General features: G+C 72.5%; 23 protein-coding genes. 17 read left to right on the forward strand and 6 right to left on the reverse strand.

Annotation, left to right across the window (positions count from 1 at the left end; translation table 11 throughout):
* Positions 1-53 precede the first annotated feature (53 nt).
* The 6 genes from WME97_RS36835 to WME97_RS36860 all read left to right on the forward strand — a co-directional run bounded on the left by WME97_RS36835 (position 54) and on the right by WME97_RS36860 (position 6,695).
* The gene (locus tag WME97_RS36835) at positions 54-1,097 is read left to right on the forward strand and encodes an ABC transporter ATP-binding protein (RefSeq protein WP_437544752.1); all 1,044 of its coding nucleotides are present in this window, start codon (positions 54-56) and stop codon (positions 1,095-1,097) included.
* Positions 1,094-1,900, forward strand: coding sequence for an ABC transporter permease (locus WME97_RS36840; protein ID WP_437544753.1), 807 nt, complete (start codon positions 1,094-1,096; stop codon positions 1,898-1,900). The genes WME97_RS36835 and WME97_RS36840 overlap by 4 nt, the downstream gene beginning before the upstream one ends.
* A gap of 5 nt (positions 1,901-1,905) precedes the next feature.
* Entirely contained in the window at positions 1,906-2,691 is a 786-nt protein-coding gene (locus tag WME97_RS36845) for an ABC transporter permease (RefSeq protein WP_437544755.1), read from the forward strand.
* Positions 2,692-2,806: 115 nt separating this feature from the next.
* On the forward strand, positions 2,807-4,714 hold the full coding sequence (locus WME97_RS36850; RefSeq protein ID WP_437544757.1) for a PAS domain-containing protein: 1,908 nt from the start codon (positions 2,807-2,809) through the stop codon (positions 4,712-4,714).
* A gap of 68 nt (positions 4,715-4,782) precedes the next feature.
* Positions 4,783-5,952 carry a prohibitin family protein gene (locus WME97_RS36855; protein ID WP_437544759.1) on the forward strand — a complete coding sequence of 390 codons (1,170 nt, stop codon included), beginning with the start codon at positions 4,783-4,785 and terminating at the stop codon, positions 5,950-5,952.
* 152 nt (positions 5,953-6,104) lie between these two features.
* Positions 6,105-6,695, forward strand: coding sequence for a Uma2 family endonuclease (locus WME97_RS36860; protein WP_437544761.1), 591 nt, complete (start codon positions 6,105-6,107; stop codon positions 6,693-6,695).
* Positions 6,696-6,746: 51 nt separating this feature from the next.
* Here WME97_RS36860 and WME97_RS36865 read toward each other — a convergent pair whose 3' ends face one another.
* Together WME97_RS36865 and WME97_RS36870 are read right to left on the reverse strand one after the other, a co-directional pair.
* Positions 6,747-7,577, reverse strand: coding sequence for an EI24 domain-containing protein (locus WME97_RS36865; protein WP_437544763.1), 831 nt, complete (start codon positions 7,575-7,577; stop codon positions 6,747-6,749).
* A 137-nt stretch (positions 7,578-7,714) separates the two neighbouring features.
* The gene (locus tag WME97_RS36870; RefSeq protein ID WP_437544764.1) at positions 7,715-8,680 is read right to left on the reverse strand and encodes a hydrogen peroxide-inducible genes activator; all 966 of its coding nucleotides are present in this window, start codon (positions 8,678-8,680) and stop codon (positions 7,715-7,717) included.
* 133 nt (positions 8,681-8,813) lie between these two features.
* On the opposite strand from WME97_RS36870, the gene ahpC reads away from it, so the two are divergent.
* Both ahpC and ahpF read left to right on the forward strand, forming a co-directional pair.
* Positions 8,814-9,377: an alkyl hydroperoxide reductase subunit C gene (gene ahpC / locus WME97_RS36875; RefSeq protein WP_012239567.1), complete on the forward strand. Its 564-nt coding sequence runs from the start codon at positions 8,814-8,816 to the stop codon at positions 9,375-9,377.
* Positions 9,378-9,460: 83 nt separating this feature from the next.
* The gene (ahpF, locus tag WME97_RS36880) at positions 9,461-11,023 is read left to right on the forward strand and encodes an alkyl hydroperoxide reductase subunit F (protein ID WP_437544765.1); all 1,563 of its coding nucleotides are present in this window, start codon (positions 9,461-9,463) and stop codon (positions 11,021-11,023) included.
* Positions 11,024-11,064: 41 nt separating this feature from the next.
* On the opposite strand, the gene WME97_RS36885 is transcribed toward ahpF, so the two are convergent.
* Positions 11,065-11,967 (reverse strand): LysR family transcriptional regulator, encoded by a 903-nt coding sequence (locus WME97_RS36885; RefSeq protein ID WP_437544766.1) that lies wholly within the window; start codon positions 11,965-11,967, stop codon positions 11,065-11,067.
* Positions 11,968-12,114: 147 nt separating this feature from the next.
* On the opposite strand from WME97_RS36885, the gene WME97_RS36890 reads away from it, so the two are divergent.
* The 5 genes from WME97_RS36890 (at position 12,115) to WME97_RS36910 (ending at position 16,856) form a co-directional block, all read left to right on the forward strand.
* The gene (locus WME97_RS36890; RefSeq protein ID WP_437544767.1) at positions 12,115-12,738 is read left to right on the forward strand and encodes a glutathione S-transferase family protein; all 624 of its coding nucleotides are present in this window, start codon (positions 12,115-12,117) and stop codon (positions 12,736-12,738) included.
* A complete protein-coding gene (locus WME97_RS36895) occupies positions 12,735-13,736 on the forward strand; it encodes a flavin-nucleotide-binding protein (protein ID WP_437544768.1) in 1,002 nt (333 codons plus the stop codon). The genes WME97_RS36890 and WME97_RS36895 overlap by 4 nt, the downstream gene beginning before the upstream one ends.
* 131 nt (positions 13,737-13,867) lie before the next feature.
* The gene (locus tag WME97_RS36900; RefSeq protein ID WP_437544769.1) at positions 13,868-15,343 is read left to right on the forward strand and encodes an ATP-binding protein; all 1,476 of its coding nucleotides are present in this window, start codon (positions 13,868-13,870) and stop codon (positions 15,341-15,343) included.
* Positions 15,340-15,471, forward strand: coding sequence for a hypothetical protein (locus WME97_RS36905; protein ID WP_437544770.1), 132 nt, complete (start codon positions 15,340-15,342; stop codon positions 15,469-15,471). The genes WME97_RS36900 and WME97_RS36905 overlap by 4 nt, the downstream gene beginning before the upstream one ends.
* A gap of 2 nt (positions 15,472-15,473) precedes the next feature.
* The gene (locus WME97_RS36910) at positions 15,474-16,856 is read left to right on the forward strand and encodes a sigma-54-dependent transcriptional regulator (protein WP_437544771.1); all 1,383 of its coding nucleotides are present in this window, start codon (positions 15,474-15,476) and stop codon (positions 16,854-16,856) included.
* Between the two features lie 209 nt (positions 16,857-17,065).
* Here WME97_RS36910 and WME97_RS36915 read toward each other — a convergent pair whose 3' ends face one another.
* Entirely contained in the window at positions 17,066-17,338 is a 273-nt protein-coding gene (locus tag WME97_RS36915) for a DUF1720 domain-containing protein (protein ID WP_437544772.1), read from the reverse strand.
* Between the two features lie 26 nt (positions 17,339-17,364).
* Here WME97_RS36915 and WME97_RS36920 point away from each other — a divergent pair, with 26 nt between their 5' ends.
* A complete protein-coding gene (locus tag WME97_RS36920; RefSeq protein ID WP_437544773.1) occupies positions 17,365-17,835 on the forward strand; it encodes a response regulator in 471 nt (156 codons plus the stop codon).
* Between the two features lie 186 nt (positions 17,836-18,021).
* On the opposite strand, the gene WME97_RS36925 is transcribed toward WME97_RS36920, so the two are convergent.
* Positions 18,022-19,047 (reverse strand): Rieske 2Fe-2S domain-containing protein, encoded by a 1,026-nt coding sequence (locus tag WME97_RS36925; protein ID WP_437544774.1) that lies wholly within the window; start codon positions 19,045-19,047, stop codon positions 18,022-18,024.
* A gap of 77 nt (positions 19,048-19,124) precedes the next feature.
* On the opposite strand from WME97_RS36925, the gene WME97_RS36930 reads away from it, so the two are divergent.
* On the forward strand, positions 19,125-20,168 hold the full coding sequence (locus tag WME97_RS36930) for an AraC family transcriptional regulator (RefSeq protein WP_437544775.1): 1,044 nt from the start codon (positions 19,125-19,127) through the stop codon (positions 20,166-20,168).
* Positions 20,169-20,246: 78 nt separating this feature from the next.
* On the opposite strand, the gene WME97_RS36935 is transcribed toward WME97_RS36930, so the two are convergent.
* On the reverse strand, positions 20,247-21,437 hold the full coding sequence (locus tag WME97_RS36935; RefSeq protein WP_437544776.1) for a hypothetical protein: 1,191 nt from the start codon (positions 21,435-21,437) through the stop codon (positions 20,247-20,249).
* A gap of 437 nt (positions 21,438-21,874) precedes the next feature.
* Between WME97_RS36935 and WME97_RS36940 the strand changes: the two genes are divergently transcribed.
* A complete protein-coding gene (locus WME97_RS36940; protein ID WP_437555565.1) occupies positions 21,875-22,432 on the forward strand; it encodes a CAP domain-containing protein in 558 nt (185 codons plus the stop codon).
* An 82-nt stretch (positions 22,433-22,514) separates the two neighbouring features.
* Positions 22,515-23,654, forward strand: a complete 1,140-nt coding sequence (locus WME97_RS36945; protein ID WP_437544777.1) for an acyl-CoA dehydrogenase family protein — start codon at positions 22,515-22,517, stop codon at positions 23,652-23,654.
* Positions 23,655-23,837: the final 183 nt, after the last annotated feature.

The following is a 23,837-nucleotide window of genomic DNA, read 5'->3' on the forward strand; positions in this document are numbered from 1 at the left end:
GAGCGCCGACCGTCGCGGGAGCTCCAGCACGGAGGTGCTAGTCTCCGCCGCCCATGGCAGAGGCGTCGAGCTCCATCGTGGTGGAGTCGCTCTCCAAGACGTACCAGGTCCACGAGCGCGCCGCCGGCTTCTCGGCTTCCGTGCGCTCGCTCTTCCGGCGCCGCACCAAGGTCGTCCACGCCGTCGAGGACCTCTCGTTCTCGATCGCGCCCGGCGAGCGCGTCGGCTTCCTCGGCCCGAACGGCGCCGGGAAGACGACGACGCTGAAGGTGCTCTCCGGGCTCCTCCACCCGTCGGGCGGCAAGGTCGAGGTCGCCGGCTTCGTCCCGCGGCACCGTGAGCCCGATTTCCTCAAGCGGATCACCCTCGTGATGGGGCAAAAGCAACAGCTGCTCTGGGACCTCCCGCCCGCCGAGACCTTCGCGGTGAACCGAGCGATCTATGGGATCGGCGACGCGGATTTCAAGGAGACCCTCGGTGAGCTGGAAGACCTCCTCGGAATCGCCGAGATCGCGACGAAGCCGACGCGGCAGCTCTCGCTCGGCGAGCGCATGAAGTGCGAGCTGGCCGCGGCCCTGCTGCACCGGCCGGAGATCCTGTTCCTCGACGAGCCGACGATCGGGCTCGACGTGGCGATGCAGCTCGGCGTCCGCGAGTTCATCCGCCGCTACAACGAGCGGCGGCGGGCGACGATCGTGCTCACGTCCCATTACATGGACGACGTGGCGGCGCTCTGTCCGCGGGTCATCGTCATCGACAAGGGCAGGCTGCGCTACGACGGCGACCTCGCGGCGCTCGTCCGCAGCATGCGGCCCCACAAGCGGATCGCGCTGCACTTCAAGACCCCGGTCGACCAGGCGCTCCTCGAGCGGGTGGGCGCCGTCCTCTCGCTCGATCCTGGCCGCGCGGTGCTGCAGGTGCCGCAGGCGGAGCTGCGCGAGGCCATGTCCTGGCTGCTCGGCCACACCGACATCTCGGATCTCACGGTCGAGGATCCTCCCCTGGAGGAGGTGATGCGCGAGCTCTTTTCGGGCGTGGAGCCCTCGGCGGAGCCGGAGGGCGAGGCCGCGGGCTCGACGGGCGGGGCCGCGTCATGAGCGGGCTCGCTCGGGCCGCCCGGGCGTTCCCGACGCTGCTCCGCGTCGGGGTCGCGGCCGCGCTCGCGTACCGGGCCGAGATGCTGATCTGGATGCTCACGACGACGATGCCGCTCGTGAGCCTCGCGCTCTGGTCGGCGGTGGCCGCGAGCGCGCCGGTCGGCCGCTTCGAGGCGCGCGACTTCTCCGCGTACTTCCTGGCCATCCTCATCGTCCGGCAGCTGACCGGCTCGTGGCTCGTCTGGGAGATGAACATGGACATCAAGAGCGGCGCCCTCTCGCAGCGCCTGCTCCGGCCGATCCACCCGCTCTTCTCGTACGCCGCCGAGAACCTCGCCGCGCTGCCGCTCCGGGCGGCGCTCTGCCTCCCCATCGCGGTCATCGCGCTCATCGCGACGTCGGGCGAGCGGTTCCAGCCGACGGCGCTCGAGCTCGGGCTCTGGGTCGTCTCCCTCGCCGGCGCCTGGGCGATCAACTTCTTCACCATGGCGCTGATCGGCTCGCTGGCGTTCGTGATCGACAGCTCGACCGCGGTGTTCGACGTCTACCTCGCGGCCTTCATGGTCTTCGCCGGCTACCTCGTCCCGATCGAGCTGTTCCCCTCGTGGCTCGCGGATCTCGCGCGGGTCCTGCCGTTCCGTTACAGCCTCGCGTTCCCTGTCGAGCTCATCACCGGCCTGCTCGACCCGGGCCGCGCGCTCACCGAGCTCGCGGTGCAGTGGGCCTTCGCCGCCGCGTCCGCCGCCGCCGCGCTCGTCGCGTGGCGCGCGGGGATCCGGCGGTTCTCGGCGTTCGGCGGGTGAGCGGCGTGCGTTACCTTCGGTTGCTCGCGACGCAGCTGCGCGTGTCGATCGCGCTCGGGATGCAGTACCGGTGGGATTTCCTGCTCGGCGCGGTGATGACCGTCGTGTGGACGGTGGTCGGGCTGGTCCCGCTCCACATCGCGCTCGTGGCCCGGCCGCCGGTGCAGGGCTGGACGTACGAGCGGGCGCTCGTCGTCGTCGGGTGGTTCACGCTGCTCAAGGGCATCCTCGAGGGGGCCGTGAACCCGTCGCTCATCAGCGTGGTCGACCAGATCCGGAAGGGCACGCTCGACTTCACGCTGCTCAAGCCGGCCGACGCGCAGTTCCTCGTCTCCACGGCCCGGTTCGAGATCCGCAAGGTCGTGGACGCCGCGGCCGCGGTGGCGATCTTCGTCTACGCGTTCGCCCAGATGGGGCGCGCCCCCGCGCCTGCCCACGTCGCGCTCGCGCTCTGCCTGCTCGTGACGGCGACGCTGGTGCTCTACTCCATGTGCATCCTGGTCATCTCCGCCGCGTTCTGGGTCGTGCGCCTCGACAACCTGGCCTACCTCTTCAACTCCATCTTCGATTTCGCGCGCTGGCCGGTCACGATCTTCAGCGGCTTCTGGCGTATCGTCTTCACCGTGATCGTCCCGCTCGGGCTGATGACCACGTACCCGGCGGAGGCGATGCTCGGCACCATCGCACCGCGCACGGCCGCCGCCGCGGCGCTCGGCGCGCTCACCTTCGGCGCCGTCGCGCGCGGCGTGTGGAAGCGGGCGATAGGCCGGTATACATCGGCGTCGAGCTGAGCCTCGCGAGGGCTTCCGGCGAGCGGCGCGGTGCGTTAACGTCACACGATTGCCCTCCGGGCGCGAGGAGGGCTAACGGACACCGGGGGGAGAGCGGGATCGGGAAGGAGACGCGGTGAAGGACGGAGGGCTGACGCTCGAGGAGTTGGGTCGGAGCATCGTCGATCTCGCGATGACCGAGGACGTGATACGCCGCCAGGTGATCGCCCTCCTCCCGGTCGGGCGCCGCGCGGAGCGGGAGCTCGATGTCCTCGGCAGGCCGTCGCGGCTCACGGTGGACTTCGAGGTCGGCGAACCGGCGGCGACGCGGAGCATGAGCGGCGCGTTCGACGTCGCGATCCCGCACGCGGTGACGGTGCGGGTCGACGCGGAGGGAGAAGCGAAGGAGCACCGGCTCGACGCGACCCTCGCGCTGCGCATCACGCCGAGGCCCTGCGCGCCGCTCGGGATCTTCCTGGACGTCGCGGAGCTGCCGGCGGAGTCGGTGAGGTTCGCCGAGTCGCGGGCCTCCGCGAAGGACTACCTGCGCGGCCGGATCGAGGAGGAGGTGCGGAAGGAGCTGCTCCGCCTCGTGCGCGCGCGGGTCGCGGAGAGCCGCGCGGAGCGCACGCTCGACCTGGAAGAGCCGCTCCTCCGCGCGCTCGGGGGCGCCTCCTGGGCGGGGCAGGAGGACGTGGAGGAGCCGGACGGGCGGGACGCGCCGCCGCCGAGCCGGGTGCGCGGGGCCGGCGGCCCGGCGAGCGGGGCCGGGCTGCTGGACGCGCCGCTCAGCGACCTGGACGCGCAGCTCCGGTTCTTCGGGAACGCCATGCCCCTCCAGGTGTGGACCGCGCGCCCGGACGGCCAGCTGAACTTCGTGAACCGGGCGGTCCTCGACTATTTCGACCGCACGGAGGAGCAGATGATCGGCGAGGGCTGGCTCGCGGTGCTGCACCCGGACGACGTCCCGAAGACGGTGGCGGCGTGGACGCGGAGCCTCACGGCGGGCGAGCCGTACAACACGGAGTTCCGCCTGAAGCGGGCGAGCGATCAGACGTACCGGGAGCACGTGGTCAGCGCGCTGCCGCAACGCGACGCCGCGGGGAACATCTTCCGGTGGATCGGCGGCACCACCGACGTGGCCGAGCTGCGCCGCGCCGAGGCCGCCCTCCGGAGGAGCGAGGCGCGCTACCGGCTCTTCGCGGAGGCGTCGAACGAGGGCGTCTGGTTCTGGAACCTCCGCGAGGACACGGTGGAGTGGAGCGATCGCATGCTCCAGATGATCGGCGTCCGCCGCGAGGCGTGGGGCGGGACGTTCGCGAGCTTCTTCGAGCGCGTGCACCCCGACGACCAGGGGGCGGTGCAGGCCGCGCTGAGGGCTCACCTCGAGGAGCGGCGGCCGTTCGAGGTGGAGTACCGGCTGCGGCGCGAGGACGGCGAGTACCGCGACGTGTTCGTCCGCGGCATGGCCGAGTGGGACGACAAGGGCGTGCCGTTCCAGATGGCGGGCGGCGCGACGGACATCACCGAGAAGAAGCGCCAGCAGGCCGTGCTGAACGAGCGGCTCGCGATCATCGAGCAGCAGCAGGAGGCGATCCGGGCGCTGTCGACGCCGATCATCGAGGTCTGGAGGGGGGTGCTGACGATGCCGGTGCTCGGCGTCCTCGACGAGGAGCGCGCCCAGCAGATGATGGAGGTGCTGCTCGAGGCCGTGGCGCGGACCCGCTGCCGCCACGCGATCATCGATCTGACCGGGGTGAGCGCCGTGGACGCGGCCACGGCCGATCACGTGCTGAGGCTCATCGACGCCGTGGCGCTGCTCGGGGCGCAGGGCATCGTCGTCGGCATCCGGCCCGAGGTGGCGCAGACGGTGGTGTCGCTGGGGCTCGATCTGTCGAACATCAAGACGCTCTCGAACCTCCGGGAGGCGCTGCTCTTCGCGATGCAGTCGAGCGGGGTGTCGGTCAAGCGGCGGCGCAAGCGCAGGGCGGGGCGCGAGCGCGCGGACGACGCGGAGGGGACGCGCGCCTCGCGCGACGGGTGAGAGGCGCCGGCGTCGCGAGCGCCCTCGACCTCCTCGTAAGGCGCAGGGGTTGAGGTAGAACCTCGCCCATGGCGAAGATCCCCTCGATCAAGTTCGGCCGCTCGAGCGGCGGCGGCGTCGCCGGCGCGGTCCGCGGCGTCGCGCTCGGCCTCGTGCTCCTCGTGGCGATGCTGTTCGTCGCGTGCACCACGGTGACGCGGATCGACGCCGCGCACGTGGGCATCCGGGTCAAGCTCGCCGGCTCGAACCGCGGCGTGAGCGACATCCCGGTCGTGACCGGCTGGGTGTTCTACAACCCGCTCACGGAGCAGATCGTGCAGTTTCCGACGAGCGTGCAGAACGTGGTGTGGACGGCGTCGGCGCACGAGGGCCGAATGGTCGACGAGTCGATCACGTTCTCGTCCTCCGAGGGCGTCAACGTCGGCGCGGACATCGGGATGTCGTTCCACATCGACCCGGAGAAAGCGCCCCACCTGTACCTGCGCTTCCGGGAGAACGACCTGATGAGGCTCGCCGATCGCTACGTGCGCAACGCGGTGCGCGAGGCGTTCAACTCGGTCGCGTCGAAGATGCCCGTCCAGGAGATCTACGGGTCGGGCAAGACGAGGCTCATCCACGACGTGACAAAGGAGCTCGAGCTGGTGCTCGAGAAGGACGGCATCCGGATCGATCAGCTCACGATCAACGGCGCGCTGAGGCTTCCCGAGAACGTGGCCGCGGCGATCAACCAGGCGATGGAGGCGACGCAGAAGGCGATCCAGGCCGAGAACCGGGTGCGTCAGGTGAGGGCGGAGGCCGACCAGGCGATCGCGACGGCCCGCGGCGCGGCCGAGTCGGCGCGGGAGCGGGCCCGCGGCGAGGCGGACGCGCTGCTCATCCGCGCGCGCTCCGAGGCCAAGGCGAACACGATCATCCGGCTGTCGACGACGCCGGCGGTGCTGCAATACCGCGCGCTCGAGCGATGGAACGGGCGCCTGCCAGCGATGAACCAGGGCCCGCTGCCGATGCTGACGTTCGACATGAAGAGCGCGCTCGACAAGGACGCCGAGCAGAAGCTGGCCGAGCTGCTCGAGGAGACCCCGCCAGGGGGAGATGCGACGCCGGCTGCTGGAGCGGCGCCCTCGGCCGGGGCGGCGACGGGCGGCGGGGCGACGCCCGGCGCGGGCGGCGACGAAGGCGACAAGGGCGTGAAGCCCGCGGGGAAGCCGTCAGGACAGGCGCCGGCCGGCGCGCCCTGAGCAGCGCCGGGCGGGCGGGGCGACGACGCCAGCTCGGGACAGCCAAGACGGCGCCGGAGGGGTCCGCGCCGAGGAGCGCGGGACCGGCACGCCGACCTGGCCCTGCTCCTCGCTGCCTTGCCCCACCGCCCACCCCCGTGCAGGCTTCGCCCATGGGCCAGCCCGCCGCGAAGCAGCGCCGTGCCACGTACGCCGACCTCGCGGCCGTCCCGCCCAGCAAAGTAGCGGAGCTCATCAGCGGTGTGCTCCACGTCCTGCCCCGCCCGGCGCCGCGCCACACCAACGCGAGCTCGGTCCTGGGGATCAAGATCGGCGGCCCCTTCGGCCTCGGCGATGGTGGGCCAGGCGGCTGGTGGATCCTGGACGAGCCGGAGCTGCACTTCCCCGACCCGGACGCGCCGGGCGAGATCGACGCGCTCGTGCCCGACCTCGCCGGCTGGCGCCGCGAGCGCATGCCCGAGCTGCCCCAGACGGCCTACTTCGGGCTCGCTCCGGACTGGATCTGCGAGGTGCTGCGCCCGTCGACGGCGTCTGTCGACCGTGACGAGAAGATGCCGATCTACGCCCGCGAGGGCGTGCGTCACGCCTGGCTTGTCGACCCGATCGCACGGACGTTGGAGGTTTTCTCGCTCGTCTCGGGCCGGGGCTGGGGGCCCGCCGCCGTCCACCGCGACGCTGCGCGCGTGCGCGCCGAGCCCTTCGAGGCCGTCGAGCTCGATCTTTCGGTGCTCTGGGCGACGTAGCAGACCGCCGTGCCGTCCAGTTCCCGGCGCCGCGGCCCGGGCAGCATCGGCTCAGCGCGGCGCTCGCGTCGTGGCCTCCCACCGCTCCAGCGTGACGACGAGCCGCGCCGCCCCGAGGACGCCGGCCGGGAGCACGATGAGCAGCGCGCACGGCAAGAACGAGAGCAGCGCGAGGCCGAAGCCGAAGCCCATCACCGCGGCGAGGTTACGGCGCACGAAATCGATCCGCTCTGCCACGGGCACGCCGCGGATCGACAGCGGGCAGTCGCAGAGGTCCCAGGCCCCCCCGAGCGCCGTCACCGCGAGCTGGAGCGGGACGACGACGACGCTCGCGGGCGCGAAGAGGAGACCCACCAGGCCGAGGACGATGAGGATCGGGAGCGTGAAGGAGAGCGCCACGAGCGACGACTGAAGCGCGCGCCACATGTCCGCGAAGAAGCCGACCTCGGGCCACGGGGGCGCCCCGAGATCGGCCTCGGCCCTGCGCACCATCCGCTCCAGCGCGGTCCCCGAGAGCGGCTTCGCGAGCCCGAACGAGAGGACGAGGGCGGCCACGAGCACCACCGCGAGCGAGAGGATCTGCAGCACGGCCATGAGCACCGTCCAGGGCCACCCCGTCCCCGGCTCCCTCACGATCAGCTCGACGAGCGAAGGCGCGAGCTTCACGCCGACGATGGAGAGCACGACCATGAGCACCAGCGCGATGCCCGTGGGGACGAGCGCGAGCGGCCAGAGGTCCGGCGTGCGAAAGAGGTAACCGTAACCGCCCAGCAGGGCCTTGAGGCCCGCGCCGAAGCCGGGGCGTTCGAGCGGCACGAGCCCCGCGGTCGGGCGCTGCGCGGCCGCTGTGAGAGAGCCGCGGGGAGCATCGGGGGGGATCATTCAACCATGAACGTCCCAGCGGTCGTGCGTCCGGTCAACACCTTCCGCGCGCTGGCATCCGCCACTGGACGAGCTCCCGACGGCTGTGCGGTGAACGCGGCCCCTTCGATGCGCCGATGACCTCCGAGCCTGCCTCGTCAGCCCTCGGGGGGCAGCGGATCGAGCACGCTCCCGCCCGGGGGCGAGGGCCCGAGCGCGCGGCCGAGGTGCTCGCGGATCGCGGCCGCGAGCGACTCGGTGACGCGCCTGCGCAGCTGAGTCCGCGACGTGACGAGCCCGATCTCCCGGAGCGGGATCGGCCGGGCGAGGGGCCGCACGCGGGCGCGGCGCTTCTCGGCCGGCAGCCCCTGCGCCACCAGCGCGGGCAGCACCGTCGCTCCGAGCCCGGTGTCGACAAGGCCGATCAACGTCTCGAAGCTGCCGCTCTCGAGCTGAACGCCGCGCGGAGGCCTCGCCTGACCGCTCCTGCAATACGAGAGCACCTGGCTCCGGAAGCAGTGCCCCTCCGGGAGCACCCACAGCTCGCGATCGCTGAGGTTCGCCTGCGTGACCGTCTTGCGGTCGAGCAGCGGGTCGCCCTCGGGGAGATAGGCGACCATCGCCTCGTGTCCGAGGGGCGTCTCGCTCAGCCCCGGGGCGTGGAGCGGCGTCGCGGCGAGCCCCGCATCGAGGGTGTCGGCGGCGAGCCGCTCGATGATCTCCTCGGTCTTCAGCTCCTCGATGAACAGCTCGACGCGCGGGTGTGCCTTCACGAAGGGATCGAGGAACAGGGGCAGCACGGTGGGAGCGAGGGTCGGGATGATCCCTAGCCGGTAGCGCCCCGCCGGAGCGTCGTCGCCGGCGACGATCTGACCGAGCCGCTCCGTCTCCCGGAGGATCTCGCGCATCTGAGCGATGGCCCGCGCCCCCTCCTCGGTCACGAGGACGGGCTTCTTGCTGCGGTCGAACAGCACGGTGCCCAGGAGCTCCTCGAGCTTCTGGACCTGCATGCTGAGCCCGGACTGCGAGACGTGGCAGCGCTCGGCCGCGGTGCGGAAGCTGCGGGTCTGCTCCACCGCCACGGCGTAGCGGAGCTGCGTGAGCGTCACCTGCTCGAGGTCCATGGCCGGAGGAGTATCATAAAAAGTGAACGATTCATAAAATCGTTCGATTGGCACCGCGGGCGCAGAACGACCACGTTGCCTCTCGCTGGCGCGGAGGCACGAGACGCCCCCGCCCCGAAACGAGGAAAAGAGAATGTCGCTCATCAACACCCGCATCAAACCGTTCAAGGCCACCGCGTTCCACCAGGGGAAGTTCGTGGACGTCTCGCACGAGTCGGTCCTCGGCAAGTGGTCGCTCTTCGTGTTCTACCCGGCGGACTTCACCTTCGTGTGCCCGACCGAGCTCGAGGACCTCGCGGACCTCCACGGCGAGTTCCAGAAGCTGGGCGTCGAGATCTACGGCGTCTCCACGGACACGCACTTCGCGCACAAGGCGTGGCACGACACGTCCGCGGCGATCAAGAAGGTCAAGTACCCGCTCGTCGGCGATCCGACCGCCACCCTCTCGCGCAACTTCGGCGTGCTCATCGAGGAGGAGGGGCTCGCGCTCCGCGGCTCGTTCCTCGTGAACCCCGACGGCGTCATCAAGGTCTACGAGATCCACGACCTCGGCATCGGCCGCAGCGCGGCGGAGATGCTCCGCAAGGTCAAGGCGGCCCAGTACGTCGCCACGCACCCGGGCGAGGTCTGCCCGGCGAAGTGGGACGAGGGCGCGAAGACCCTCAAGCCGTCGCTCGATCTCGTCGGCAAGATCTGAGGTGCTCGGGCGTCGCCGCGCGTGCCGCGGCGACGCCCGTCAGCGCTCGTGACCCGCTCGTATTCGCCGGAAGGAACGCAGCCATGCTCGAAGACTCCATCAAGACCCAGCTCCGCGACGTCCTCGGACGGCTGACCCGTCCCGTCGCGGTCACCGCCTTCGTCGACGACTCGCAGGGGTCGGAGGAGATGCGCGCGCTCCTGCGCGACGTCGCGAGCGCCTCGTCCCTCATCGAGCTCCACGAGCGGCGCGAGGGCGCCCAGCGCACGCCGTCGTTCGGCATCCACTCCCCTGGCGAGGAGCCGCGCGTCATCTTCGCGGGGCTCCCGCTCGGTCACGAGCTCACCTCGCTGATCCTCGCGCTCCTGCACGTCGGCGGCCATCCGCCGCGGGTGAGCGCGGAGGCGCTCGAGCAGATCGCGCGGATCGACGGCGAGCTCCGGTTCGAGACCTACTTCTCTCAATCGTGCCAGAACTGCCCCGACGTCGTGCAGGCGCTGAACCTGATGGCGGCCAGGAACCCGAGGGTTCGCCACGTCGCCGTCGATGGCGCCCTCTTCCAGGGCGAGGTCGAGCAGCGGAAGATCATGGCCGTGCCGACCGTCTTTCTGAACGGCGAGCCCTTCGGCCAGGGTCGGATGGAGATCGAGCAGATCCTCGCCAAGCTCGACGACGGCTCCGCCGTGAAGAAGCGCGCCGAGGCGCTCGACCAGCGCAAGCCGTTCGACATGCTCATCGTCGGCGGCGGGCCCGCTGGCGCTTCGGCGGCCATCTACGCGGCGCGCAAGGGCCTCGACACCGGCATCGTCGCCGAGCGCTTCGGCGGGCAGGTGATGGACACCCTCGCCATCGAGAACCTCATCTCGGTCGTGGAGACCGACGGGCCCAAGCTCGCGGCGGCGCTCGAGCAACACGTGCGCGCGTACCCCGTGGAGCTCCTCAAGCACGAGCGCGTCACGTCGATCACCCCCGGCTCACCGTTCGAGCTGCGCCTGGCGAGCGGCGCCACGCTCCGCGCGAAGAGCGTCGTCCTGGCGACGGGCGCCCGGTGGCGCGACATGAACGTCCCCGGCGAGGCCGAGTACCGGACCAAGGGCGTGACGTACTGCCCGCACTGCGACGGACCGCTGTTCAAGGGCAAGCGGGTGGCCGTCATCGGCGGCGGCAACTCCGGCGTCGAGGCGGCGATCGATCTCGCGGGCGTGGTCGGCCACGTCACCCTGCTCGAGCTCGCCCCCGCCCTCCGCGCCGACGCGGTCCTCGTTCGCAAGCTCAAGAGCATGCCCAACGTCGAGATCATCACGCGCGCGCGCACGACCGAGGTGGTGGGCGACGGGCAGAAGGTCGTCGGGCTCCGCTGGGAGCACACCGAGACGAAGGAGCAGCACCAGATCGAGATCGCGGGCGTGTTCGTGCAGATCGGCCTGCTCCCCAACACCGGGTTCATCAAGGGGACGGTGGAGCTCAACGGCGTCGGCGAGGTCGTCGTCAACGACCGCGGGCAGACGTCGGTGCCCGGCCTCTTCGCCGCCGGCGACATGACGACAACGCCGTTCAAGCAGATCGTCGTCGCCCTCGGCGACGGCGCGAAGGCCGCCCTCGGGGCCTTCGAGCACCTCATCCGCGCCACCGCGCCGGCGGACTGAGCGCCCTCCGGCCGAGGTTCGACGCGCGAACCCGCCTGCGATCACGAGCTCAGCCACGCCTCGGACCGGAGCCGATCGACAAGGAAATCCACGAACGCGCGCACCCTGACCGCCGCCCGCCGGCCCTCCGGGTGGACGACATGGATGGGGACCGGCGGGGGCTCGTGCGCCGCGAGCACGATCGAGAGGCGCCCGGCGCGCAGCTCCGGGTCGATCTGATACGAGAGCACCCGCGCGAGCCCTCGCCCGGCCACGGCCGCTGCAATGGCGACGTCGGCCGTATTGGCGAGGAGCTGCGATGACGGAGAGACCCTCTCGACCCGCGAGCCCGACCCGAACGACCATTCCACCGGGGAGCCTGTCGAAGAGAAAGCAATGGTGTCGTGACGCGCCAGATCGGCCGGCGCCTTGGGCTCGCCCCGCGCGGCGAGGTACTCCGCCGAAGCGCAGACCACCCACCGCACCGAGCCGACACGGATCGCGCTGAGCGACGAGTCCGGCAGATGGGCAATCCGGACGGCGACGTCGAGCCCCTCGTCGACCATGTCGACAATGCGGTCGACGAGCAGCGTCCACGCCGACACGCGCGGATGGAGAGCCAGGAAATCGAAGAGGGCGGGCGCGACGAACATCCGCCCGAACAGGACCGGCGCCGTGACGCCGATCTGCCCCCGGAGCGCGGCGTGGGACCCGGCCGCCGACGCCTCGGCCTCCTCGATCTCACCGAGGATCCGCTTGCAGTCCGCGAGGTACCGGGCGCCCGCCTCGGTCAGGCGGACGACGCGCGTTGTGCGGTGCAGGAGCCGCGTGCCGATGCGCTCCTCGAGCGCAGAGATGGCCCGGGTCACCGCCGGCGGCGACATGGACAGCCGCCGCGCGGCCGGCGCGAAGCCCTCCTCCTCGGCGACGGCGACGAACACGCGCATGGAGTCGAGACGGTCCATCGGATTATTCCAGTTTCCGGAATGGTCCCTTGTCAAGGACGAGCATTACCCTTGGCCACGGGAATGGGCATCCTGGATCGGCGAGCGCGGGAGCCCCACGCGGCTGTGCCGCTCCCCGCTGACATCCACAGCCGAAAGGACACCTCGATGACCCTCCCTGCCAGCCCCATCCGCCTCTACCGCCATCCGCTCTCTGGCCACGCGCACCGCGTGGAGCTGTTCCTGTCGCTGCTGAGGCTGCCGTTCGAGAGGATCGACGTCGACCTGAAGGGCGGCGCTCAGAAGACGCCCGAGTTCCTGAGCAAGAACGCGTTCGGTCAGGTGCCAGTGATCGAGGACGGCGACGTGACGCTGGCCGACAGCAACGCGATCCTCGTGTACCTGGCCGCGCGGTACGACCCGTCGGGGCGCTGGCTCCCGCGCGATCCGGTGGCGGCGGCGCACGTGCAGCGGTGGCTCTCCGTGGCCGCCGGGCAGCTCGCGGCGGGGCCCGCGGCGGCGCGCATCGCGAGCGTGTTCGGCCGCAAGCTGGATGTCGAGCAGGCCAGGGGGATCGCCGCCCAGCTCTTCGCGGTGATCGACCAGCACCTCGCGGACCAGCGGTTCCTGGCCGGCGACGAGCCGACCCTCGCGGACGTCGCGATCTACACCTACACGGCGCACGCGCCGGAGGGCGGCGTGTCCCTCGAACCGTACGCGAACCTGCGCGCGTGGCTCGCCCGTGTGGAGGGGCTGCCCGGCTTCGTGCCGATGAAGAAGGCGCTGTCGTGACCTCCCTGCCCGGGTGGACCAGGGAGGGCTCGCCCTATCACCCGGGCGAGATGGCCGTGCAGGCGCGGGCCGGGGCGCGCGAGCGCGCCGAGAAGGCCGGGCGCCGGATCATCCGGGATTTCATGCCCGACCAGCACCGCGAGCTGTTCGCGCGGCTCCCGTTCCTGCTCGTCGGGGCCCTCGACGCAGAGCGCCGGCCGTGGGCCTCGATCGTCGTGGGGCCGCCGGGGTTCATCTCGTCCCCGGATCCGCGGACGCTCGCGGTGAACGCTCGCCCGGGGGCCGGCGACGCGCTCGGCCCGCACCTCGTGGCCGGCGCGCCCGTCGGCCTCCTCGGCATCCAGCTGGAGACCCGCCGCCGAAACCGGATGAACGGGACGATCACGGCGGCCGACGAGCGAGGCTTCGTGGTCGAGGTCGGGCAGAGCTTCGGCAACTGCCCGCAGTACATCCAGGCGCGAGCGCCGGAGTTCGTGAGGGCGCCGGAGGCGGCCGCCGCGCCCCCGGCGCGGGCGGAAGGGCCGGCGCTGTCCGCCGGCGCGGCGGCGCTGATCCGCCGCGCGGACACGTTCTTCATCGCGACCGCGGCGCCGGCCGCGCGGGGAGGCGACGCGATCGAGGGCGCCGACGTGTCCCATCGGGGCGGCAAGCCGGGCTTCGTGCGCGTGACCGAGGAGGACGGCCACACCGTCCTGACCTCGCCGGATTTCACGGGCAATTTCGCGTTCAACACGCTCGGCAACCTGGCGCTCTGCCCGCGCGCCGGGGTGCTCTTCGTCGACTTCGCCTCCGGCGGGGTGCTGTCGCTGACCGGCGAGGCCGAGGTGCTCTGGGACGGGCCGGAGCTCTCGGCCTTCGCCGGCGCCCAGCGGCTCCTGCGGCTCCACGTGGCCGAGGGCGCCTGGCGAGAGGACGCGCTGCCGCTGCGCTGGTCGGCGCCGGTGCCCGCGCCGCAGCTCGCGGCGACCGGCTCGTGGGAGGACGTGGCGCGCAGGTGACGCCGCGGCCCGCGGGGCCCGTCCAGGGGAGTTTTGCCCCATCGGGGCGATCCGGGGCGGGCCCGGGCGGGCCAGCGTGCGGACGGGCACCTTGAGAACGCGTACGCGTCCTGCATCCTACCGGCGACCTCATGCGACTCGCCAGCAAGCTCACCCTCGCCCTCGTCCTCGTCATGTGCGCGGCGCTCAGCCTGTACGGCTACCTCTCCGTCCGGCGCGAGCGGGCGCTCTTCGAGGCGGACATGCGGCGCGACGAGCACCTCATCGGCATCGCGCTCCGCGCGGCGGTGGTCGAGACGTGGCGCCGGGACGGGATGGGGAAGGCGCTCCAGCTGCTCGACGAGATGAGCGAGCGCGAGGACGGCGTGCGCTTCCGCTGGGTGTGGCTCGACGCGCCGGCCGGGGATCGCTTCGCGCCCGCGCTGCCCGCCGCCGAGATCGAGGAGCTCTCGCGGGGCGCCGAGGTGTTCCGGATCGAGCGCAAGGGCGACAGGAGCGGGCGCTTCTACACGTACGCGCCCGTCGGGGTGGAGCCCGAGCGCGTCGGCGCCATCGAGATCTCCGAGTCGCTCGAGGAGGAAGAAGCGTACGTCCAGGCGAGCGTTGTCAACACCGTGGCCACCATCATCGCCCTCGCGGCGCTGAGCGGGCTCCTGGCGATGACCTTCGGGCAGGTCCTCGTCGGGCGCCCGACGCGGCGGCTCGTCGACAAGGCGCGGCGGATCGGAGAGGGCGACCTCGGCGGGCCGCTGCTCCTGCCGCAGCGCGACGAGCTCGGGCGGATCGCCCACGAGATCAACGCGATGTGCGAGCACCTGGCCGAGGCGCGCGAGCGCGCGGGCCGCGAGACGACCGCGCGCATCGCGGCGCTGGAGCAGCTCCGGCACGCGGATCGGCTCACCACCGTGGGCAAGCTGGCGTCGGGGCTCGCGCACGAGCTCGGCACGCCGCTCAACGTGGTGGGCGGCCGCGCCAAGATGATCGCGCGCGGCCTGCCGCAGGAGGAGGCGGCGGAGAGCGCGCGCATCATCGCCGAGCAGGCGGACCGGATGACGAAGATCATCCGGCAGCTGCTGGACTTCGCGCGCCGCCGGGTCGCGCAGAAGGCGCCGGCCGATCTCGCGCACATCGCGCGCCAGACGCTGGCGCTGCTCGAGCCCCTCGCCCGGAAGCGGAGCGTGACGCTCCGCCTCGACGAGGCGAGCGGCGGGGCGGCGCGCGCCGAGGTGGACGCGGGGCAGATGCAGCAGGTGCTCACGAACCTCATCATGAACGGCATGCAGTCGATGAAGCGGGGCGGCGAGCTCACCGTGCGGGTGGAGCGCGCCCGCGCGCGCCCGCCGGCCGACCACGGCGGCGCCGAGGGCGAGCACGTCGCCGTCCGGGTGACCGACGGCGGGGAGGGGGTCGCGCCCGAGAACATCCTCCGCATCTTCGAGCCGTTCTTCACCACGAAGGACGTCGGCGAGGGCACGGGCCTCGGGCTGAGCGTGTCCTACGGGATCGTGCGCGAGCACGGGGGCTGGATCGACGTGGAGAGCGAGCTCGGCAAGGGTTCGACGTTCACGGTGTACCTCCCCCCGAGCGGCCAGGATGACGCAGGATGACGCGAGCCCGGCGGCCGCGGGCCGAGGGCGCGCTCGGCGGGGCGGCCGCAGCGCCGCGGCTGGCCGCGGGCGGGGCGCTGTACTACGCGAGTTATCGAGGAGAGATGGCGGGCGAGCCATCGAGGTGACGATGGGCAGACGAGCGCTGATCATCGACGACGACGAGGCGATGTGCGCGTGGCTCTCGGCGGACCTGCAGTCGCGCGGCGTCGAGGCGACGACCCGGACCTCACCGGCGGAGGCGCTCGCGCTGCTCGAGGCGGACGAGGGCTTCGACGTCATCCTGACCGATCTGAACATGCGCGGGATGGACGGGATCGCGGTCTGCGGACGGGCCGCCGAGATCCGGCCGGACGTGCCGGTCGTGGTGATCACCGCGTTCGGCAGCATCGAGACCGCGGTGCAGGCGATCCGCGCGGGCGCGTACGACTACGTGACCAAGCCGGTCGACATCGAGGCGCTGGCGCTGGCGCTGGAGCGGGCGATCGCGCACCACGCGCTCAAGGCCGAGGTGCGGCGGCTGCGCCGCGCCGTGGCAGGGCCCGGCGGGTTCCCGGACCTCATCGGCCGGAGCGCCGCGATGCGGGGCGTGCAGGACCTGATCGAGCGCATCGCCGACGCGGACGCGACGGTGCTCATCACCGGCGAGAGCGGGACGGGCAAGGAGGTCGTCGCGAAGGCGATGCACGCGCGGAGCCGCCGCAAGGAGGGGCCGTTCGTGGCGATCAACTGCGCGGCGGTGCCGGAGTCGCTGATCGAGAGCGAGCTCTTCGGGCACGTGAAGGGGGCGTTCACCGACGCGCGCGCGGCGCGCTCCGGGCTATTCGTCGAGGCGAACGGCGGGACGCTGCTGCTCGACGAGATCGGGGAGCTGCCGCTCGCGGTGCAGCCGAAGCTGCTCCGCGCCCTCCAGGAGCGCCGGGTGCGCCCGGTGGGCGGGAGCGCGGAGGTGCCGTTCGACGCGCGCATCGTGGCCGCGACGAACCGCGACCTGGACGAGGCCGTCGAGGCGCGCCGCTTCCGGGAGGACCTGTACTACCGGATCAACGTGCTCCACGTGGAGCTGCCGCCCGTGCGGGCGCGGGGCAGCGACGTGCTGCTGCTCGCGCAGCGCTTCATCGAGGACTTCGCGACGCGCTGGGGCAAGGAGGTGGTCGGCCTGTCACCGGCGGCCGCCGAGCGGCTGCTCGCGTACACGTGGCCGGGCAACGTGCGGGAGATCCAGAACTGCATGGAGCGGGCGGTGGCGCTCACGGGGTACCCGGAGATCACGGTGGAGGACCTGCCGGCGAAGATCCGGGAGCACCGGCCGTCGCACGTGCTCGTGGCGGGGGACGACCCGTCCGAGCTGGTGCCGCTCGAGGAGGTGGAGCGGCGGTACATCCTGCGGGTGCTCGAGGCGGCGGGCGGGAACAAGACGCTGGCGGCGAGGATCCTGGGGCTGGACCGGAAGACGCTGCACCGGAAGCTGGAGCGGTGGGAGCCGGGCGCCGGGGGGACGAAGGGGAGCTGAGAGGGCGGGCGGGGTGTGGGGTCGGGCGACCTGGAGCTCGAAGCCCACGCCGAGGCGCGGAGGAATACCCCGGGCGGGGAACGACGCCCCACCCCGGATGGCCCACGGGGGTCGCCGCCAGTCCCGCTGCAACCCGCCAGTCCCGCTGCAACCCGCCAGTCCCGCTGCAACCCGCCCGTCCGCCGCAACCTGGGTCGACGCCTGCGGCCTCAACCCCGGTCGGTTCCGGCTAACCCAACCCCGGTCGCCTGCGGCCTCAACCTCGGTCGGTTCCGGCCAGCCACCCCAACCCCGGTCGGTTCCGGCCCAACCCCGGTCGGTTCCGGCCCAACCCCGGTCGCCTGCGGCCTCAACCTCGGTCGGTTCCGGCCAACCACCCCAACCCCGGTCGGTTCCGGCCACCCCAACCCCGGTCGGTTCCGGCCACCCCAACCTCGGTCGTTCGAGACGGCCGCCGGCGGGCGGCACGCGGCCTGCAACACAGGGCCCTCACCAAGGAGAGAGCCCGATGCCCCCCGACTCGATGCGCGGTCTTGCCTCGATCCTGAATACGCCCCCTGAGCCGGTGCCGCGCGTCCACCACGGCCCGATCCCCATCCGCGTGCTGCTCGCCGAAGACGACAGGGAGTTGCGGCTGCTCCTCGCCACCGCCCTCCGCCGCGACGGCTACGAGGTCCTGGAGGCGCATGACGCCAAGCACCTCCTCGAGCTGATGGGCGAAGCGCTCGTCTCCGGGAACGGCGCCCCGGTCGATGTCGTGGTGAGCGACATCCGGATGCCAGGCGCGAGCGGGCTCGATCTGCTGGCCGGGCTGCGCCGCGACGACTGGACGACGCCGGTGGTCCTCATCACCGCGTTCGGCGACCCGGAGACGCACGCGGAGGCCTACCGCCTGGGCGCCGACGCGGTGCTCGACAAGCCGCTCGACGTCGACGATCTGCGGCTCGTGGTCCAGACCCTCGTCTCGATGCGCGGCTGACGCACCACGCCGCTGGGGAGCATCTCGCGATCACGGACATCACGAGATGGCGCGTAGGTAGGAGCCTATCGACGAGCAGCTGACCTACACACGACCCTTGTCAGGAGCGCGCCAGTTGACCGTTGGATAGGCTTTCAACCTCGTCGTGGAGCAGATCCGTGCGATCGTGAGTCGCCCGGCGCCGCCTCACCCCGCCTCGATAGGCAGCCGGCGCGGTTCCCCCGCGCGCTGCGCCTTCAGCCGCGCCCGCCGCATCTTGTGCCACGCCAGGATCCCCGCGTCCGCGCGCACGAAGCGGCACGCGTCGAGATCCGCGTCGCGCGGCTCCGAGGACGCGAGCATCCGCTCGTCGCCCGGCTGGATCAGCCAGAACTCCGCCCGCAACCCGAGCCACGCGAGCAGCCGCCCGATCACCGGGATCGGCATGTAGTACCGCCCCACGATCGCCGTCCGCTCCGCGTCGATCGGCGCGCACCCCGCCACGCCCACCACGCGCTTCCCGAACGAGAGGCGCAGCACGCCCGGGAAGCGCACCTCCATCTCGAACCTCCACCCCCGACGGCCGTCCCAGGGCTCCCCGTCGTCGTGGCGCAGCACCGCCTCGGCGTGGATGACGTCGCCCTCCACGCGGACCTCGCAAGGGTCGAGCATCGCGCCCACGCCGGGGAACCAGGGGCGGTGCGCGAACGGCAGGTGGTGGAAGTCGAGCATGCCCTCCATCGCGCGCGCGAACGGCACGTCCCAGTCCATCGACGCCGTGTGGGCGTGCCGCTCGTCCGGCGGCAGGCCATCGAACCAGGGCACCGGCGGCAGCTCGGCCGGCCGCTCGCCCCAGAAGAGCCACACGAAGCCCCGGTGCTCCCGCGCCTCGTACCGCGTCAGCGCGAGCGCATCCCCCGCGCCGCGCGCGCTCGCGCCGCGCCCCTCGCACGGGATCGCGATACAGCGCCCGTCCGAAGCGAACCGGAAGCCATGGTACGGGCACTCGATCGCCCCGTCCACGACCCGCCCCAGGCCGAGGTCCGCGCCGCGGTGCGGGCAGCGCGCCCGCGCCGCGACCAGGGCGCCGCGCTCGTCCCTGAACAGCACGAGCCGCGTCCCGAAGCGCTCGACGGCGACCGGCCGCTTGCCCACGCAGGCCGCGTCCGCGATGATGTACCAGGCGCCCTCGACGAACGCGCCGCGCCCTTCCTCGATGCCGTGCTTTCGCATGATGCTCCTCCGATCGCCCGGAAGCCTGGGGCCGGCCCGGCCGGGGAGCAGTGACATCGCGCGCCACAAGGGCTGACATGCGGCGCCAGGCCCCGCGGGCGCCCGCCCCGACGATCTGGGCCCGCACCGCCGCGCAGCTCGCGGACCACGCCGCGGAGCGCGGGGCGGATCGGCGGGCGCTGCTCGAGGCCGCGGGGCTCGCCGGCGCCGCACTCGCCGATCCGGACGCCCGCGTGCCGCTTGCGGCGTTCTATGCGCTCATCGAGGCGGCCGTGGCGGCGACCGCCGATCCGCACCTCGGCCTCGACTTCGCGGCGCGCTTCGAGCCGGAGCACTTCGATGCGCTCGGCTTCCTGGCCATGAGCAGCCCGACGCTCGGAGAGTCGTTCCGCCGGATGCTCCGCTACCAGCAGATCTGGAACGAGGGCGAGCGCTACACGCTGGAGATCCGCGGGGGCCGCGCGCACCTCGGGTTCGTGCCCTTCGGGCCCGACCGGCCGGCCCACGGCCAGCTCGCGGAGATGTTCGCGTTCGACGCGCTCGTGAACGCCGGGCGCATGTGCGGCGCGCCGATCCAGGCGCTCGCGGTGCGCTTTCGCCACGCGCCGGAGGGTGATCCGGAGCAGAAGGCGAGGCGGCTCGGCTCGCCGGTGCTGTTCGGAGCGCCGGCGACCGAGCTGGTCCTGCCGGTCGAAGAGTTCGCTCGGCCGCTACCGCACGCGAACGAGGCGCTCGCCGCGTTCCTCGAGCGCCACATGAGCGCCGCCGCGGCGCGCCTGCCGGGCGCGGCGCCGCCCGCGCTGTCCGACCGCGTGCGCGCGCTCCTCGGCGAGCGGCTGCGCGAGGGGGCCGACCTGGGCGTGCTCGCGGCGCGCCTGCGGATGAGCCCGCGCACGCTCCAGCGCCGCCTCGGCGACGAGGGGACGTCGGTCCACGCCCTGCTCGACGAGGTCCGGCGCGGCCGCGCTGCGGCGCTCCTCGACGCGGACATGGCGATCGGGGAGGTGGCGTATCTGCTCGGCTATTCCGAGCCGAGCGCGTTCCACCGGGCGTTCCGGCGCTGGACCGGCGTGACGCCGGAGGCGTTCCGCGCCCGGACCCGGGGCGCAGCGCCGCGGTGAGCGGCCTGCGCCACCGGCTGGCCTGACGGTTCCTTCACGCGCGCCCGGCCGCGGCCTGCGCCGCTGCCGGAGCTGCGCTCACGGGCCGGGGGGGGCGATCTCCAGCTTCGCCATCACGCTGCCGCTGCCCGTGATGCCCGCCTGGATGTTCTCGACCGCCTGCGTGATCGCGTTGGTGGCCGGGATGAGGCACGCCCCCGCCTTCACGCTGCCGGTGGCCGCGCCCTCGAGGTTGCCGCCCGCCTGGACCACCGCCTCGGCGCTGGCGAGGAGCAGCTCGCCGCGCGCGTGCGCGACGACGAGCAGCCGCGGCAGGTTCGCCTTGAGCGTCGCGATCGCCGCCTCGACGTCGGCCCCACCCTCGATGTTGACCGCGGGCTCCTTGCAGCTGGCCTTCGCGCTCGCGCTCGCCTCGCAGGAGCCGCTGCACTCCGCGGACCCCTGGCAGTCGGCGCTCGGCGGCTTGAGCTCGGCCCTGCACTTCGGCGCCTTGAACTGGACGTCGCACGAGCCCGAGCAATCGGCGTTGCACTGCACCTCTGCCTCGGCCGCGAACGAGCACGAGCCACGGCACTCGCCCGTGCAGGTGCCCTGGCACTCGCCGCGGCAGTCGCCGCCGGCGGTCGTCGCGGAGCAATCGCCGTCGCACGTGCCCTCGCACGTCCCCTGGCACGTCCCCTCGCAGTGGACCGCCAGGTTGGCCGAGCCCTCGCACGAGCCGGTGCACTTCCCCTCGCACCGCCCCGAGAGCTGACCGGGATCGCAGCGCGCGACGATCTCCGCCGGGGTCAGCTGGCACTCGACGTTGGCGCTGCACCTCGCCTCGCAGTTCGCCTGCACGCTCGCGTCGACCGTGCAGCTCGGCGGCTGAAAGGTGATCGACAGGTCGGCCGTCGCGTCCCCGAGCGCGTCGACGGCGAGCTCACACCATTGCTCCGCCCGTTCGTTCGGCTTCGTCGCCGTGATCGTCGCCACGTCCGCGCCGAGGTCGAGCGCGATCGCCTGACAGGCGCTCGTCACGTCCGCCACGATGGCGCCCGCGGCGCCCGTGAAGTCCGACACGGACTGCATGAAGGCACCATAATTGAGCTCTGCTTCGCCCTCGAGACCCCATTTCACCGTGGCGAGATCGGCGCCCGGCGTGAAGTCGCGACAGCAGACGTCATTCTGCAGCTCCGAGACCTTGTCACACCCCATCGCCGGGATGACGGAGAGCCCCGCCAGCGCCAGCGGGAATGCCGCGATTCGCCACGTCACACGGATATTCATCGGGAAACTCCTTCGTTCTTTGTCGGGCGTGCCGCTGGTGCGGGACTGCCACGGAGAGCGGTGAAACCCCATGAGGGAGCACGCTCGCCTCCGAGCTCGGCCTGCAGCCGCCTCCGAAGCAGGGCGACAATAGCTCATAGATCGACCCACATGACAAGGCCCATGAGGCGGAATTGTTGCTCGTCTCGACGTCACCCTAGGGCGAAGCCCGTCAGCACGGGAGCCATCCACGACGAGATCTGTTGATGTTCATGTCGACGGCAGACGTTGGAAGAACGCCCGATCGCGGCCGTCCAGGGAGGGCTGAGGGGAGGGCTGAGGGGAGGGCTGAGGGGAGGGTTGAGGGCGCGCCATGACACCGCACGTCGTGGGTTCAACCAGCCTTCATCGAATCGCCGTTGCAGAGCTCGGCCGAGCCGTAGGACAATGGCCCCGTGATGACGCTCGGCCCACGGCTCCCCCGGTTCGTGCAGTTCTCTCTCCTTCTCGCCCTGACGGCCGGCTGCGGCGCCTCGTCCGACGACGAGGGCCCGACGAGCGGCCAGGGCGCCGACGAGCCGCCCAGGATGACGGGGATGACGGCGGCCCACAATGCCGCGCGCGCCGCCGTCGACCCGCCCGCCGATCAGCCGGTGCCCCCTCTCGAGTGGTCGCCCGAGATCGCCGCGATGGCTCAGGCTTATGCCGCCCAGTGCATGTTCGGCCATAGCGCGAGCGATTATGGAGAGAACATCTTCGCGTCGGCCGGCTCGTCACCCACACCGGAGGATGTTGTCGCCTCGTGGGTCGACGAGGCGGCCAACTACGATCTTGCGAGCAATGCCTGCAGCTCCACCTGCGGCCATTACACTCAGGTGGTATGGGCCGACTCCCTGCGGCTCGGCTGCGGGGTCGCCGATTGCACGACCGGCTCGCCGTTCGGCGGTGGCACCTGGCAGATCTGGGTGTGCAACTACGATCCTCCCGGCAATTTCGCCGGAGAGCGCCCCTACTGAGCCCGCGCGCGCGGGCCGACGACGCGCGCGCGCCGTCCTCGTCTCCTCCCCGCCCCTCGACGGCTCTGGTATCGCAGCGGTGATGGACTTCGGGTGGACCCCTTCCCAGCGCGCCGTCCACGACCGCATGCGCGCCCTCGGCGCCGAGGCCGACGCCGCGGCCCCGGACGATCGCATGCGCGTCCTCGCCCGGGGCGGCGCCCTCGGCCTGCCGATCGCCCGCGATCTCGGCGGCGAGGGCCTCGACCTCGTCACGACGGCGCTCGCCTACGAGGGCCTCGGCGCGACGCTGCGCGACGGCGGCGTCCTGCTCGCCGCGGGGGCGCACCTCTTCGGCGTGGCGCTCCTGCTCGCGCGGGTGGGCACGCCCGCGCAGCAGCGCGCGTGGCTGCCGCGGATGGCGAGCGGCGCGAGCATGGCGACGGTCGCCGCGACCGAGGCGGGCGCGGGCTCGGACGTCGCGTCGGTGCAAGCAAGGGCCGACCGCACGGACGCCGGCTACCGGCTCACCGGCGACAAGCGGTACGTGACCTGGGCCGACCGGGCCGACGTGTACCTCGCGATCGCGCGCGACGGCGGCGGCGGCGCCGGAGGGACGCCGGCGCGCGGCCTCACCGCGCTGCTCGTCCCCCGCGCCGCGGGCGAGGGCGCCGCGCGCATCCTCCCCGGCGCGCCGCTCGCGACCGCGGGCCTCCGGGGCGCGCGGCTCGCGCCCGTCTCGTTCGCCGGCTGCGAGGTCGGCCACGACGCGCTCCTCGGCCGCGCCGGCGCCGGCCTCGCCGTCTTCCAGATCGCGATGACCTTCGAGCGCGCGCTCATCCTCGCCTTCCGCCTCGGCGCCATGGAGCGCGCCCTCGGCGAGGCCGTCCGTTTCGCCCGCGAGCGCGAGATCGGCGGCCAGGCGATCGCCCGCCACCAGGCCGTCGCGCACCGCCTCGCGCAGATGAAGCTGCGGCTGGAGACGTCGCGGCTGCTCATCTACCGCGCCGCGTGGGCGCTGGACCAGGGCGAGCGCGGCCAGGCCGAGGCCGCGCTCGCGAAGTGGCACACGGCGGACTCGGCCGTGGCGTCCGCGATCGACGACCTCCGGCTCCGCGGCGGCGCTGGCTACCTCGAGGAGAGCGGCCTCCCCTCCGCCATCGATGACGCCCTGGGCGGCAGCATCCATTCGGGGACGTCCGACGTGCTCGCCACGATCGTCGCGCGGTGGCTGGGCGTCTAGCCGCTCGCCCGCGCTTCACCTCGTCTCACCGAGCTCCTCCCTCGCCGTGACGTCAGGCCGCCGGGGAGGGTGCTCGGCCCCCTCCCATCCAACATGGAAGAACTTGGACGACGAACTACTGGCCAACCCTCGCCGGCGCCTTTACCAAGGTAGGGCTGCGCGGGCCGGCCCAGGGTCGCCGGC

Origin of the sequence: Sorangium sp. So ce367 (genome assembly GCF_051520455.1) — a bacterium.
In the GTDB taxonomy this organism is placed as follows: Bacteria; Myxococcota_A; Polyangia; order Polyangiales; family Polyangiaceae; genus Sorangium; species Sorangium cellulosum_B.